Below are 14,788 nucleotides of genomic sequence, written 5' to 3'. Positions count from 1 at the left end.
GCCTTTTCCAGTCGATCAAGGTGGTGAATTTATGAATGTCGCTTATTGCCTGCCGCGGCTTCCGGAACGTTTCGACGGACTTGCGAAGAGGCGATATATCGGCCATTTGCTCGATGCGCTCGGCCAGGTCGGTCCCGAGCACGGATGGATTCGCTACGAGCCGGATGCGGAAGAGGCTGCGCCGGAGCGGCGTCAAGAGACGCTCGGCCGTTTTTTGGCGGAGCACGCGATCGACTTGTTCGTTTCGGTCGAGCCGTTCGGAAGCCGGGAATACGGCTGGAGCAAACCATGGTTCGGCAAGGCGAAGCTGGCGGCGCTGCTTTTGGAACGGGTCGCGCCCCGGACGGAAGCCGGCGATCCGCAGGGCGGGCGGAGCCCCGAAACGGTTCGGCAGCGGGCGGAGTTTCTTCGCGGCTGCGACCTCGTCTTGACCGTTTCCGAGTCGCTGAAACGGGAAGTCGTCCGTCTGGCCGGCATTCCCGCGGACAACATCGAGGTCGTCCCGGGAGGAATCGCCCCGCCGTTCGGCTCGGTCGAGCGGCCGGACTCGCCGGGCTCCCGCTTCGGTCTGACGGGGAAGTATGCGCTTTGCGCGGGGGCCGAGCTTTCGGGGCGTCAGGGGGAAGCTCTGATCGCCGCTTTCGCCGCCGCGACCCGGGACGAACCGTGCTTTCTTGCGATCGCGGACGAACCGGCGGACGGCGAACGCGACAAGCTGCTGGCGCTGGCGGAAGCGGCCGGCATCAAAGAACGAATCGTCTGGACCGGCCTCGTCGACGGCGAAGAGCTGGCGCATTGGTACGCGGGCGCCGAGCTGTTTGCGTTTATCCCCGCGGAAGGAGCGATCGGGCTCCCGCTGCTCGAAGCGATGGCGTCCGGTACGCCCGTTATGGCTCCGAACGGCGCCGAATGGAACGAAGCGGGGCGAGACGCGGCGTACCGGGTCGATCCGTACGACGCCGAGCGGGTCGGCGCCGGTCTGCGGCAGCTGCTGAACGGAGGGACCGAACACGCGCTGGTCGTCAAAAGAAAAATGCAGGCGCGCAAATTCGACTGGAGGACGTCCGCGGAAAAGGCGCTTCGGGCTTTTCGCGAAGCTTGCCGGAAACGGGTCGCCGTATTCGCCGCCCGGCCTTTCGCCCGGCCGGAGCCGGCGAGCGGCATACCTTCCATGCTGCTGCCCTTTTTGACCGAGCAGTACGATTGCGACATATACGCCGGGGACGGCTTCGGATCGTTTCCGCCCGCGACGCCGAGCCGGCGGGTCCGCTCGTTTCGTTTCGAGCAATTCCCGGACCGCGCCCCCGATTACGACGCGATCCTTTATTTGGTCGACCTGGAGGAGCCCGAAGCCGTCGTGACGGAATACATGAGGCAATATCCCGGGATCGTGCTGGTGGACGACGAAAAGCCGGGCCCCCTCGCCTTGCCGCTGCCCGCGGAACAGGGAACGTTTATCGTTCACCGCGCGGAGACGGCGCGGCTGCTGAGGCAAAGCGGATGCTCGTCCGTAACGCGGCTTCGCAAGCCGATCAAGCTGCCCGTCATGGTATCCGCGATCATGGACCGGGACTTCACCTTCGCCAGCTGCGGGCGGATGGAGCCGGGCGACGGGCTGATGACGGCGTTGGAATGCATCCGGCAGCTGGTCGACGGCGGGCGCGACGACGTGCGCCTGTGGGCGGCGGGAGAATGCGATCCGGATTACCGCGAACGGCTGCTGGCGCATGCGCGGTCGCTCGGCTTGGAGGACCGCATCGAGTTTCTCGATCCTCTGGAAGAGAACGAGTACGGGATCCGGATGAGCCGATCCGACGTTTGCCTGTATTTGCGCGATCCGAATGGCGATGAGCCTTCCGACGAGCTGCTCGAGATGATGTCCCACGGAAAGCCGACCGTCGTGCTCGGCGCGGGACCCCATCTGAATATGCCGGACGATGTCGTGCGCAAGACCGATCTCGATCCGGGCGAGCGGGAGCCGCTTTACGTTTCCATGGTCCAGCTGTACGAGGACGCGGAGCTGCGCAAAAAGATGCGCAAGCAGGCGAGAGCCTACGTCGCCGCGCGCCATTCGCCTTCCCGGTACGCGAGCCGCGTCCTCTCCCTGATCGAAGGTCGCGAAGAGCGCATCGAAGCGGAGCTGGCGGAAGAAATGGCCGGATTCGCCCCGGACGTCCCGCATGCCGCGCCGCCCTCCGAACCGGAAAGCGTACCGCCCGGCCCGGCGCCGGAACCCGCGGAGGCCGCCGCTCCGATTCAACCGGTTTCCGGAGCCCTCACGCTCGGTCCGAACCGGATCCGGCGCATCCGCAAGGGCAAGTCGGTCCGCTGCTACTTTTCGTTCGACCTGGCGTCGCTTCCGCCCGGGGCCGCGATCAAATCGGCGGTCATGCATATTCCCGCAAGGGGAAAAGCGGTTCGCGTCCACCGCATCAGCGCGGATTGGAACGAGCGGACCGTTTCCAGACGACTGCCGCGCATTCGGCCGAAGCCCATCTTCCGGGGCGTCCGCAAGCAGGCGAAGGGGACGGCCGTCTTCAAGTGGGATTGCACCCGGCTGGCCCGCATGTGGCGGGAGGGGGTCGTAACCAATTACGGCGTCTACGCGCCCGCCGTTTCCGCCGCAAGCCGGCCGTGGCTGTTCGTCGAGTACGGGCAAGAAGGAGATATGTCATGAAAAGGGTGAAAAAAGCGATTATTCCGGCAGCCGGACTCGGAACGCGTTTCCTGCCCGCGACGAAGGCGATGCCGAAAGAAATGCTGCCGGTCGTCGACAAACCGACCATCCAATATATCGTCGAGGAAGCGGTCGCTTCCGGGATCGAGGATATCATTATCGTGACCGGAAGAAACAAACGATCCATCGAGGACCATTTCGACATCAATCACGAGCTCGAGGCGAACTTGAGGGAGCAGCGGAAGGACGGCCTGCTGAAAATGGTCGAGGATATCGCGAATTTGGCCGACATCCATTACGTCAGGCAGAAGCAGGCGCTCGGCCTCGGCCACGCCATCTGGTGCGCCCGCAAGTTCATCGGCCAAGATCCGTTCGCCGTCCTGCTCGGCGATATGATCGTCGACAGCCGGGTACCGTGTCTGAAGCAGCTGGTGGACGTATACGAGGAGAAACAGGCCCCGGTGATCGCCGTCGATACGGTCGAATGGGCGGAAGTGGGCAAATACGGCGTCATCGACGGCGAGCCGTTGGGGGAGCGGCTGTTTCGGGTGAAAAGGCTCGTGGAAAAGCCGGTATCCGACCCGCCCTCCAATATGGCGATTATCGGGCGGTACGTCCTGGAACCGGATATTTTCCGGATTTTGGAGAAGCTGCCGGCCGGTATCGGCGGAGAAATTCAACTGACGGACGCGCTGCAGGAACGAACGCAGCGGCACCCGACTTTTGCCCACCTTATCCAAGGCAAGCTTTACGACATCGGCGACAAAATGGGCTTTTTGAAAGCGACGGTCGAGCTCGCTTGCAAGGACGATGCGCTGCGGGTGCCGTTCCGTTCGTTTTTGCGTCAAACGGCCGCGGAAGGAGAAGAGGCGCGATGAACAAGACGCTCGTTACGGGAGCGGCCGGCTTTCTCGGCTCCCATATGGTTGCGAAGCTTCTCGCGGAGGGGCGGCAGGTCGTCGGGATCGACAACTTGAGTACGGGGAAGGCCGACAATTTGCGGACGTTTTCGGACGGCGGCGCATTCGTCTTCATCGGCTGCGACGTCGCCGATCCGGAGGTGCTCCGGCTGCCCGAGCTGGAAGGCGTGACGGAAATTTACCATCTTGCGTCGCCGGCGTCGCCGAAGTTTTATCAGTCGCGTCCGTTCGAGACGATCGAGGTCAACACGACCGGGACGAAGCGCATGCTGGAATTGGCGCGGCTGAGCGGCGCGAAAATCGTCTATTCGAGCACGAGCGAAGCGTACGGAGATCCGCTCGTTCATCCCCAAGACGAGCGATACCGGGGCAACGTCAACACTTGGGGGCCTCGCGCCTGCTACGACGAGGCGAAGAGGCTCGGCGAAGTGTTTTGCTACGAATATTTTCACCGTTACCGGGTTCGGGTGAAGGTGGCGCGCATTTTCAACACGTATTCGGCCGGGCTGCGCAACGACGACGGGAGAGTGATTTCCAACTTCGTCACCCAGGCGATCGCCGGCGACGATTTGACCGTATACGGGGACGGCAGCCAAACCCGTTCGTTCTGCTACGTGGACGATACGATCCGGGGACTTCGGCTGCTGATGGAAAAGGATGCGGCCGACGGGGAAATCGTCAATATCGGCAACCCGGTCGAGCATACGATACTGCATGTCGCGGAGACGGTCATCCGATTGTCCGGGTCGCCAAGCGGCATTCGGTTTTTGCCGCTGCCGGAGGACGATCCGAAGGTGCGCCGTCCCGTCATCGCGAAAGCCGAAGCGCTGCTCGGCTGGAAGCCGGAAATATCGCTGGAGGAAGGGCTTCGGCGGACGATATCGGCTTACCGGGAACGGATGCAGGGAGGAATGCGCCCATGAAGGTGGCGGTCATAGGCGCGGGATACGTCGGCAGCGTAACGGGAGCCGCTTTCGCGGCATCGGGACGGCAAGTTACGGTCATCGATTCGGACCCGCGCAAGGTCGATCGGATCAACGCGGGCAAGAGCCCGATTTACGAGCCGGGGCTGGACGCGTTGATCGACGCCGCGGTCCGCCGGCGGCTGCTGTCGGCGTCGGATCGGTACGACTCGATCCGGGAAGCGGATATCGTGTTCATCGCGGTCGGCACCCCGTCCCGGCCCGACGGAACGGCGGACCTGACCTACGTGAAGTCGGCCGCGGACGGCATCGGCGCCGCGATAAACCCGGACCGGTTCACCGTCGTCGTCGACAAATCGACCGTTCCGGTCGGAACGGCCGAGCTGGTCGCCGCGCGAATCGAAGAACGGTCGGGGCTTGCGCACGGGAAGGCGTTCGCGGTCGCGAGCAACCCGGAGTTTTTGCGGGAGGGGTACGCGCTCGAGGACGTCTTCTATCCGGACCGGATCGTCGTCGGAACCGGACATCCGAAAGCGCGGCGGGCGCTCAGGAAGCTTTACGGTCCGCTGCTCGAGCGCAAGGCGTACGGCGTGCCGGCCGACGTCATTCCGCAGCCGACGGAGGCGAAGGCGGAAACGATTTACTTCGAAACCGACGCGAAGAGCGCCGAGCTGATCAAATACGTATCGAACGCCTTTCTCGCGGTGAAAATCAGCTATATCAACGAAGTGGCGAGGCTGTGCGAGGCGATCGGCGCCGACGTGACGGACGTGGCGGCGGGAGTCGGGCTCGACTCGCGGATTGGCGGCAAATTTTTGCAGGTGTCGAGCGGCTGGAGCGGCAGCTGCTTTCCCAAAGATACGGCGGAGCTGCTGTCCGCCAGCCGCAAGTACGGCAGCGAGCTGACGGTAGTCCGCGCGGCCGTCGATTCCAATCGCGGCATGCACGAATTTTGCGTGGAAAAAATACGGCGCCGGCTGAAGTCGCTGATCGGAAGACGGGTCGGGGTATTGGGGCTCACGTTCAAGCCGAATACCGACGATGCCCGGCAGACGCAAGCGTCCGTCATTATCGGCGGCCTACTCGAGCTGGGGGCGTCGGTATCCGTCCACGACCCGCAAGGGATGGCGATGTTCCGGACGCTCAATCCGAAGCTCGAGGTCCGTTACTGCGCGACGGGCGAGGAGACGGCGGACGGCGCGGATGCCGTCGTGCTGCTGACGCATTGGGACGACTACGCGCTGCTGGATTGGCAGGCGATGCGCAAGCGCATGCGGACGCCGTACGTGCTGGATACGCGCAATTTTTTGCGAAAGAAGCCTTGGTCCGAGTGGGGATACGAGTATGAAGGGATCGGGATCGGGACGGTCCGCCGCCGGCGTTGAGACGGGCAGGCGATGCATGCGAAAGCGCAAGGAACCGGGGGCATCGACTCCGGTTCTTTTTGTTGGTTTGCCACGAACAGGCCGCCGCTAAACACGAATGCGCCTCATCGAAAAGCTTCGATCCGAAGCTTTGATAAGGCGCGGGCGGTCGGCTAGGACCAGCGGAAGGGGGGAGAGGATTATTTAGCGGGCGGGAGACCGAGCAAATAAACGTGAAGCTCGATGGAGAGGGGCTGAGATACGTCAACGGGCGAAGCGAGCCGGACGGAGGCCGGGCCGGGGCGAAGCCGTTACGGACACGGCGGCCGTTATGCAGTCCCGTTTCGCGCGTTTTCCGCACCGGTCGGACGTTCGCAAGACGGCCTGCGCCGCTTTTTTCGGGGAACGCCCGGCAGCCGGACGGATTCGTAGCCGACGCTAACGAATCGCAGCATGCTTATCGGCGGAAAAACGGTCGTTTTTCCAGGCTAACGAATCGTGACATCGCTATACAGCCCAAAAAGGAAGCAATCGAGCCGATTTGTCGGCAATAGCGATACTGGGATTCGTAAACAAATTCAACCCCCTGCATTCGGCTCCGATAACGATCACTCGATTCGTTAGCCGTACGTCCGGGCTCACTGAAGCTTGGAGGGAATGGATTTAGCGCGGAACGATTCGCCGGAGGCTGAAGCCGATCCCCGGCCCTTCTCCGCGCACTAACGAATCGGTTTGCACGCAAGAAAAACGACCGCCGGAGCGTCTTGCTCCAGCGGTTTTTCCCCTCCGAACGCCGCCTCGATCACCGGATGCCCGCCAAGTCGAGAAGGCGGACCAGCTGCCTCACATCGACCCGGATATCGGCATGCCGGTCGTGAACGTCGCAAAACTCGGGAGGCCGGGGACCCGTTCCGACCAAATAATAATGCTGCAGGCCGAGCAGCCCGCTGATCATCGGATAGCACGTATGCACGAGCCGGGGGGAAAACATCTCGATCACCCGCGTGCCGGGATTGCAAAACACCGTATTCGTGAGCCCGGCTCCGTGCGGGCCGGCGACCGCCTCGGCCGATGCGAACAACCGGATCTGATCGGAGACGGGCATCCCTTCCAAATGCACTTTGCGAAAGCCGCGGCGGGCGAGCACCCGCATGACGTCGTCCTCGTTGAGCAGCTTCCGCTTCGGCGCTTTCTCCCGACTGATGTAAATCCGGTCTTTCCCCGCCGCCGGCACGATCCCGCAAGCCGTCATCAGCTCCCGCCGCAAAAAGTCGATCGACCATCTGGACCGGAACTTCCCGACGCACCGCGGGACCACGAGCAGCGGACTTTCGATATGGAGCCCGGGATGGCTTTGTACGATCCGCTTCCGGGAAACGCCGAGCATTTCCATCGTCTCGATCTGGTAAGGAGCGGCCGCCTTGCCGTTAATGACGAACAAGTGCGGCTTGATGCCCAGCCGCTTGAGCAGATGGAGGGTCGGCAAAACGTCCATCATCCAGTGGTAGTAAATGTTGCTGTCTTTGAGAGCGAGCACGGCGACCGGACTCTCCGACCGGTAAAGCGGAGGCAGCCGGTCCAGCTTCCATACCGTTCGCTTCGTAGGGTGCACCTTCCATTCCAGCGAATAATCGCCGATCAGCTTGTTGTCGGGAGTCACGATGTCGCATTCGATACCGCAAACTTTGCCGCCCGGAATAATGGCGACCGTCCCGTGACGCTCGCGGATTCTCGACGACGACAGCTTGCGGAACGCCCAATGCGGCGGTCGCTCCAGCCCGATCGGCGTCCGGAACGCGATGGGGCGTCCCAGGTTCATCGTTTCGAGATAGGAGGGGGTTCCGGCCGATGCCGACTTGTCGGCCCATTCGTCAAACGACCGATAGTACCCGGAAAAAGGAGCAAGCTTTTCCCGTTCGATCATGAGGTTCACCTTCCTTTCAAGGAGATGCGGAGCCGGTGCCCGGCCTGCAGCCGGCCGGGCGGTCTAAAGCTGCAGCACGTTACGCACGAAAGCGTCGTATCGTCGATACATGTCGTCGATCGGCTTCGGGCTGCTGCAGTAATGGTAAATGACCGGATTCGCGGCGCAATCGGCTTGCCGGCTGTTCCACTCGCGGTCGATGAACCGGACATGAGCCGTATACGGCGTTTGGCCGCGAAACGAAGCCGATTCCGGATCGAAGCCGATCAAATCCATCAGCGCGGCCTGTTCCCACCATCTATGGTTGATGTACCTGCTGTCGTTCCAGACGTAATACAGCATCTCGAACGTCTTGGACAAGCTTCGCAACACCCATACGCCGGTATTCGGAATCATTCTTCTCCCGATTTTGTGCACGACCAGGTGCATGGGGATTCGGCGGTCCAGCACGGCGCGAATATCTTTATGCGGGTCGCATATGATCGCGTCGGCGTCGATCCAAATCACGGTATCGTACAGCTTCAGCATGTGATGGATCAGGACGATTTTGTCCCAGGCCGGCGGCCGGGACGGCTCCAATCGTTTGCCCGGAAGCGGCAGCATCAGGCAGTCCATGCCGTGCAGCCGGGCATAGTGAGAGGCCGTAGGCGCCAGCAATTCGAGCATCTCGATATGTTCCCCGCCGGTGGCCAAGCTGCACAGAAGCGTCCGTTCGTGCCGTTTCCACTTAAGCGGAAGGACGGGGATGTTGGTCGACTTTCCCACGTGAGTCCCACCTAACCTTGTAATATGGCGATCGCTCAAAGATCGGCGATATGTTGCAGGAACAGCGCATACGATCGTTCCATCTCGTCAAGCGGCTTGTTCGGACCGGAAAAATGCAAAATATGCGTCTTGGGTGCGGGAGCGGCATATCGGCTGTTCCACTTTTCGTTCAGAAAACGGACGCTGGACGTATACAGAGTCGGCCCGCGGAAACGGCAAACGCGTTCCCTCGGCTCGAAGCCGATCAAGTCCATGAGCGCCGCCTGCTCCCACCAGCCGTCGTTCACGAACTCGGTATGGTTCCAAATCGCGGCCAGCAGCTCGAACGTGCGCGGATCTCTGCGGCAAATCCATACGCCGGTATTCGGAATCGTTTTGCGGCCGAGACGATGGGCAACCACATGCATCGGAGCTCGCGGATCGAGCTCGGTGCGGATATCGGTGCCGGGGTCGACGACGATCGTATCGGCGTCGAGCCAAACGACCGTATCGTACGTTTTCAGCAAATGGTGGATCAGGACGACTTTGCTCCAAGCGGCGGGACGGGTCGGGTCAAGCGCGGCGCCGTAGAGCGGAAGCAGCAGATGATCCATCCGGTAACGCTGCGCGTAATAACGGACCGTGGGCGCCATCCGCCGCATGAAAGCGATATGCGGCTCGCCGATAGCCAAGCTGCAGACGATCGTCCGACTTCGGGGAGTCAGGGCGACCCTCAGAGCCGGTATGGTCGACTGGACGGACATGCGGCACCTCCTAACGGCGTAGTAAGGGTCGTTCCCCAAATCGCCGGCTTTTCGGTCATCTTCTCACTTCACCCCGGCAAGTTTCAGGATGTTCTTGAACTCGCCCGGGTCGATGCGGATATCGTCGGAATGAAGGCGCGGATTGACGAATTCCGGCGGCCGTTTGCCGACCCCGACCAAGTAATAATGGTCGAGCCCCATATGGTTGCTGATGACCGGATAGCACGTATGCATATGGTTCGGGGAAAACAATTCGATCACTTTCGTGCCCGGCCTGCAAAACATCAGATTCGTCAGCCCCGCGCCATGCGGGCCGACGACGATGTCCGCCGATGCGAACAAACGGATCTGATCGGCCACCTTCATCGACTCCAATTCGACGCTGCGAAAGCCGTACCGGCTCAAGATGGCCGTCAGCTCGGCTTCGTTGAGCAATTTACGCTTGCTCGCCTTCGCCCGGCTAATGTATATTCGCTTGCGCTCGCCAGACGGCCGGATTCCCGGCTTCTCCATCAGCTCGCGGCGCACATAATCGAGCGCCCATTTCGGAACGATGCCGAATTCGCATCCGGGCACCAGCAGCAGCTTCGCCTTCAGGTGCATCTGGTCGTCGCTGAACAGGAGACGATCGCGGGGGATGCCGAGCGTATCCAGCGTCTCGAACTGAAACGGCGCCAGCCAGCCTCCGTTGAGCACGTACTTGTCCGCCGGAATGCCCAGCTTCCGGAGCAGATGAAACCGCGGCAGCACGTCGACCATCCAGTGATAGTAAATTCCGCTTTCCCGCATGCCCAGAAGCGCCACCGTCTGATCGGTCGAACGGAGCGGCGGGAGCCGGGAAAGCTTGCGGAGGTCGGGGTCGTTCGCGGCGCGGTTGACGAGCCACGACAAATCCCACATTTCCTTATGATCCGGCGTCAGGATCGTGCATCTGGAGCGGCATATTCGCCCTCCGGGCATGATGAAGACATACCCTTTCCGCTGCTTCCATTTCCGGCTTTGCAGCGAACGGTACATCCAGTGGACGGGATTTTCCAGCCCTTTCGGACCGTTTAACCGAATCGGATCGGATTTGTAAAACGATTTGAAAAACTTGTCGCGCTCGAGCCCCGCCGACCGCAACCATTCGTCCGGCGAACGATAACGGCTTTTCGGCGGCTGCAGCTCCTTCGTAACGCCCAATGTCAACCATCCCTTCCTTCGAGCGGAAATCGCAATCGCTATTTGTATATGTTCGGGCAAGCCGGACGGACCCGGCAAATGGAACGGGTCCGTCTGCAAAACTTGACGGCGCTTATGGTCCAGATGCACATTTTCGTCCGGCCGGCCGTTTTCGTATGACGGGCATGTTCCCTCCGTCATAAGATGGGAACATGTCTGGCGAGCACAGATTTACTATGCGCAGGAGGGATTTTATGTCTTCGGAGAAAGACTGGATCGACGAACGGATCGAAAGCATTCACAGGATGGTTTCGTCGGTACCCGGCTGGCTGGAACGCAACGAAGGCGAGACGCTTTACCGGCTGGCCCGGTTCAAAGCGCCCGTTCCGACGATTGTCGAGCTCGGCTCCTGGAAAGGCAAATCGACATGCTGGCTGTCCTGCGCGGTAAAGGACAGAGGGGAAGGAAGGGTGCATGCGGTCGACTTGTGGAGCTGGAAGCCGTCCGGCAAGCCGCTCGATTATCCGGACGAAGTGCTGGACGAATTCAAGGAAAATTTGCGGAGGTTCGGACTGGAAGAGTACGTGGAGCCGATCCGGATGAAAACGGTGGACGCTTCGCGGAAGTGGCGGAGGAAGTCGAAGATCGGGCTGCTGTTTATCGACGCGTCCCACCGCTATGCGGCTGTCCGGGAAGATTTCGAGTATTGGAGTCCGATGGTCGCGACCGGCGGATACATCGCCTTTCATGACGTCAACACGTGGCAGGGGCCGACGAAGCTCGTTTCGGAGCTGCCGAAATGGTACGTCAAAGTAAAGTCGAAGGGACTGTGGGTTTGCCAAAAAGTGATGGAAGAGCCGTAAGCTAAGGAGATACGGGGCATGAACATTTTATTGGAAGGGGCATTTTACAGCGGACACGGTTTGGCCGAAGGAAATCGCATTTTGCTGCGCATCCTGGAGCGGGCCGGTCATGCGGTGAGGATCCGTCCGATCGATAAAAAATGGATGAAGCAGCAAGTGCTGTCTCCCGAAGAAACGGACTATTTGCGTGCGTTCGAACAGACTCCGCTGCCGACGCGCGACCTGTTCTTGTGCAATTGGATCGGCTCCGAGGTCCGGCATAACCCGGAATTCCGCGTAAATATCGTCCGCACCACGTTCGAAACGGACCGAATCCCGCAATCGTGGGTTGGCGAGCTGAACAAATTCGACGAGGTTTGGGTGCAGTGCTCCTTCAACCGGCACACCTTCTCCAGGTCCGGAGTGACCGTGCCGATCCGGCTCATCCCGAACTTTTTCGACGAAAGCCAGTTCCGTCCGGAAGGCGACAAAATGCCGCTGAACGTGGGGAAATCGTTCTTGTTCCTGTCCGTTTTCGATTTAAAGGAGAGGAAAGGGTACGACGTGCTGCTGCGCGCCTTTCTGAACGAATTTTCGGGCAGGGACGACGCGGCGCTGATCATCAAGGTGCGCAGCGGCAAATACGTGTCGAAGCTGCACGACATCGTGCGGGCCCATCCGAAGCCCCGTAGGGAACGTCCGCTCGTCCACGTGATCGACCGGATGTTCAACGGGTCCGATTTGATCCGGCTGTACCGCTCTTGCGACTGCTTCGTCCTACCTTCGCGCGGGGAAGGCTGGGGACGGCCTTTTTTCGAAGCGATGCTTATGGAAATGCCCGTGATCGGAACGGCCTGGAGCGGGCAGACGGAATTTATGAACGAAGGCAACTCGTTTCCGGTGAAGGTCGAACGGCTCGTGGAAGTGAAAAATAAGCCGGAGCTGGCCGGACATTATTGGGCGGAGCCTTCCGTTACCGATTTGCAGCGAAACATGCGTTACGTGTTCGAAAACCGCGACGCCGCCCGGGCGGTCGGGAAAAAGGCGCGAGCCGAGCTGCTGTCCGCGTATTCGATGGAGGAAACGTCGCGGAAGGTGACCGCAGAGCTGGACAAATTCCGTTAACCGGACGAAAAAAATACAGTTTTCGGAAAGAACGGTGACGCTTTGAACATTTTGATGAAAGGATTTTTTTATAACGGAAAAGGGTACGCCGAAGGGAACCGGGTGCTGCTCCATATGCTGCACCGGTCCGGCTACAACGTCAAGGCGCTCCCCCGGGATTTTAATAGGGAACGCAAGATCGCCCTTACGGATAAGGAGTATCGCTATATCCGGCATTTGGAGTCGACCGCCTTAACAAGCAACGACATTTTTCTCAATCGCGACGTCGGCTTCCGGATGGGGGCCAGACCCGATTTTCGCGTAAATATCGGGCATACGACGTTCGAAACGGACCGCATTCCGGCCGACTGGGTGCCGATTTTGAACAAATTCGACGAGGTTTGGGTCCAATGCCGCTTCAATATCAAGACGTTCCGGGATTCCGGGGTGAAAGTGCCGCTCCGCTTCATCCCTTATTTTTTCGACGACAAGCGGTACGTCTTGAAGGGCGACGAGATGCAGCTGCCGCTTCGGGAGGATAGCTACAAATTTTTGTCGGTATTCCAGCTGTGCGAGCGGAAAGGATACGACCTGCTCATCCGCGCCTATTTGGACGAATTCGGCCCGAAGGACGATACGGCGCTCGTCATCAAGGTTCGCGGCCCCGATGAGACGCCCCGGCTGATCCGGGAGCTCGAGGCCCATTCGAAGCCCGCTTCCAAACGGCCGACGGTTCATATCGTCGACCGCATGATGCCGACTCCCGAGCTGCTCTCCCTGTACCGCGCGTGCGACGCTTTCGTCCTGCCGACCCGCGGCGAAGGCTGGGGGAGACCGATCTTCGAGGCGATGATCATGGCGATGCCGACGATCGCCACGGACTGGAGCGGGCAGGCCGAATATATGAACGAGCGCAATTCGTATCCCGTCGAAGTGGAGCGGCTCGTCCGGATCAAAAACAACCCGGACTACGCCATGTACAACGGTCATAAATGGGCGGAGCCCTCCGTCGAAGATTTGCGGAAAAAAATGCGGCACGTCTACGAGCACCGGAGCGAAGCGAAGGCGGTCGGCAAGCGCGCCCTCAAAGAGCTGCTGGAAAAATACAACATGGCGTCCGTGGAGCGGAAAGTGAAGGCCGAACTCGAAAAGTTCCGAAAGCGATAAGCCGGTTTCGGTTCGGAAAAGCCGCATGCCGCCGATACGGCGAACGAACCGGGCTCTTTCGAATCGAATCGCCAAGGAAAGAGGTGTGGGAAGCGGTGAATATTTTGCTTGACGGCATGTTTTATAACGGACACGGGTTCGCGGAGGGCAACCGGATCTTGCTCCGCATTTTGGACCGGGCGGGTTACCGGGTGCGAATTTCGGCGAGAGACCGTGCGGATAAACGGCTGTTCCTGTCCGAGGACGAAATCCGGTACATCGCCTCGTTCGAGCAAACCCCCCTTTCCGCAAACGATGTCTACATTTGCAACACGGTCGGCTCCGATGTCCGCATCCGTCCCGATTTTCGCGTCAATATCGCCCGTACGACGTTCGAAACGGATCGCATCCCGGATTTCTGGATACCGGAGCTGAACCGTTTCGACGAGCTTTGGCTGCAGTGCTCGTTCAACCTCGTTTCGTTTCGCGGCTCGGGCGTTCAAGTGCCGCTCGTGCTGGTGCCCAACTTTTTCGACGTAGGCGAATACGAGCCCGCAGGCGAACGATTGCCGCTGCCCGCGACGGAGCCGTTCCTGTTCCTGTCCGTGTTCGACATGCAGCTTCGCAAAGGCTACGATTTGCTGCTGCGGGCGTTTCTGAACGAATTTTCCCCGGAAGATTCCGTAGCGCTCGTCGTCAAAATTCGCGGTGAGAACGACGCCGCCAGACTGGAGGCGATCGTGAGCGAGCACCCGAAGGCGAGAGGCGAGAAGCCGCCGGTCTATATCATCGCTCAAATGCTGACCGTGCAGGAGCTGCTGGGCTTGTACCGGGCGTGCGACGCCTTCGTGCTCCCTTCCCGGGGGGAAGGCTGGGGGAGGCCGTTTTTCGAGGCGATGCTGATGGAATTGCCGACGATCGGGACGAACTGGAGCGGGCAAACCGAATTCATGAACGAAGACAATTCGTACTTGGTCGAAGTGGAACGGCTGATCCGGATCGAGAACAACGAAGTCCCGATGTTCAACGGGCATTATTGGGCGGAGCCTTCGCTCGGCGATTTGCAGAAGAAGATGAGGTATGTCGCGGAGCACCGGACGGAAGCGAAAGCGACCGGCCGCAAGGCGCGCGCGCTGCTGCTCGAGCAATACGGACTGGATCGATTGACCGAACGGGTCGTAATGGCGCTGGATAAATACGCTTGACAGCAAGGAGGTAC

12 protein-coding genes are annotated in these 14,788 nt (G+C 60.5%); 8 read left to right on the top strand and 4 right to left on the bottom strand.

Going from position 1 to position 14,788, the window contains the following annotated elements; genetic code table 11:
- Window positions 1–31 precede the first annotated feature (31 nt).
- From PV407_RS29105 to PV407_RS29090, 4 genes are read left to right on the top strand one after another with little or no spacing between them, the layout of a single operon-like run.
- Window positions 32–2,677 carry a glycosyltransferase gene (locus tag PV407_RS29105; protein WP_332093523.1) on the top strand — a complete coding sequence of 882 codons (2,646 nt, stop codon included), beginning with the start codon at window positions 32–34 and terminating at the stop codon, window positions 2,675–2,677.
- Complete coding sequence (gene galU / locus PV407_RS29100) at window positions 2,674–3,555, top strand: UTP--glucose-1-phosphate uridylyltransferase GalU (RefSeq protein WP_332093522.1); 882 nt, start codon at window positions 2,674–2,676, stop codon at window positions 3,553–3,555. Before PV407_RS29105 ends, galU begins: the two co-directional genes overlap by 4 nt.
- The gene (locus PV407_RS29095) at window positions 3,552–4,520 is read left to right on the top strand and encodes an NAD-dependent epimerase/dehydratase family protein (RefSeq protein ID WP_332093521.1); all 969 of its coding nucleotides are present in this window, start codon (window positions 3,552–3,554) and stop codon (window positions 4,518–4,520) included. The genes galU and PV407_RS29095 overlap by 4 nt, the downstream gene beginning before the upstream one ends.
- Window positions 4,517–5,905, top strand: a complete 1,389-nt coding sequence (locus tag PV407_RS29090) for a UDP-glucose dehydrogenase family protein (protein ID WP_332093520.1) — start codon at window positions 4,517–4,519, stop codon at window positions 5,903–5,905. The genes PV407_RS29095 and PV407_RS29090 overlap by 4 nt, the downstream gene beginning before the upstream one ends.
- Before the next feature lie 781 nt (window positions 5,906–6,686).
- Here the strand turns inward: PV407_RS29090 and PV407_RS29085 are convergent.
- From PV407_RS29085 to PV407_RS29070, 4 genes are all read right to left on the bottom strand, one after another.
- The gene (locus PV407_RS29085) at window positions 6,687–7,808 is read right to left on the bottom strand and encodes a glycosyltransferase family 61 protein (protein WP_332093519.1); all 1,122 of its coding nucleotides are present in this window, start codon (window positions 7,806–7,808) and stop codon (window positions 6,687–6,689) included.
- A 63-nt stretch (window positions 7,809–7,871) separates the two neighbouring features.
- The gene (locus tag PV407_RS29080; RefSeq protein WP_332093518.1) at window positions 7,872–8,573 is read right to left on the bottom strand and encodes a hypothetical protein; all 702 of its coding nucleotides are present in this window, start codon (window positions 8,571–8,573) and stop codon (window positions 7,872–7,874) included.
- Between the two features lie 35 nt (window positions 8,574–8,608).
- Window positions 8,609–9,316, bottom strand: a complete 708-nt coding sequence (locus PV407_RS29075; RefSeq protein ID WP_332093517.1) for a hypothetical protein — start codon at window positions 9,314–9,316, stop codon at window positions 8,609–8,611.
- A 63-nt stretch (window positions 9,317–9,379) separates the two neighbouring features.
- Window positions 9,380–10,504: a glycosyltransferase family 61 protein gene (locus PV407_RS29070; RefSeq protein WP_332093516.1), complete on the bottom strand. Its 1,125-nt coding sequence runs from the start codon at window positions 10,502–10,504 to the stop codon at window positions 9,380–9,382.
- A 227-nt stretch (window positions 10,505–10,731) separates the two neighbouring features.
- Here PV407_RS29070 and PV407_RS29065 point away from each other — a divergent pair, with 227 nt between their 5' ends.
- The 4 genes from PV407_RS29065 (at window position 10,732) to PV407_RS29050 (ending at window position 14,774) form a co-directional block, all read left to right on the top strand.
- Window positions 10,732–11,340 carry a class I SAM-dependent methyltransferase gene (locus PV407_RS29065; RefSeq protein ID WP_332093515.1) on the top strand — a complete coding sequence of 203 codons (609 nt, stop codon included), beginning with the start codon at window positions 10,732–10,734 and terminating at the stop codon, window positions 11,338–11,340.
- Window positions 11,341–11,358: 18 nt separating this feature from the next.
- Window positions 11,359–12,444, top strand: coding sequence for a glycosyltransferase (locus PV407_RS29060; protein WP_332093514.1), 1,086 nt, complete (start codon window positions 11,359–11,361; stop codon window positions 12,442–12,444).
- Window positions 12,445–12,486: 42 nt separating this feature from the next.
- Window positions 12,487–13,590 (top strand): glycosyltransferase family 4 protein, encoded by a 1,104-nt coding sequence (locus tag PV407_RS29055; protein ID WP_332093513.1) that lies wholly within the window; start codon window positions 12,487–12,489, stop codon window positions 13,588–13,590.
- 95 nt (window positions 13,591–13,685) lie between these two features.
- The gene (locus tag PV407_RS29050) at window positions 13,686–14,774 is read left to right on the top strand and encodes a glycosyltransferase (protein ID WP_332093512.1); all 1,089 of its coding nucleotides are present in this window, start codon (window positions 13,686–13,688) and stop codon (window positions 14,772–14,774) included.
- Window positions 14,775–14,788 lie beyond the last annotated feature (14 nt).

The sequence above is a fragment of the Paenibacillus sp. GYB003 genome (genome assembly GCF_036577625.1).
Taxonomy (GTDB): domain Bacteria; phylum Bacillota; class Bacilli; order Paenibacillales; family NBRC-103111; genus Paenibacillus_AB.
The sequence above is the reverse complement of the archived record's forward strand: the minus strand, read 5'-3'. Positions and strand labels throughout refer to the sequence as shown.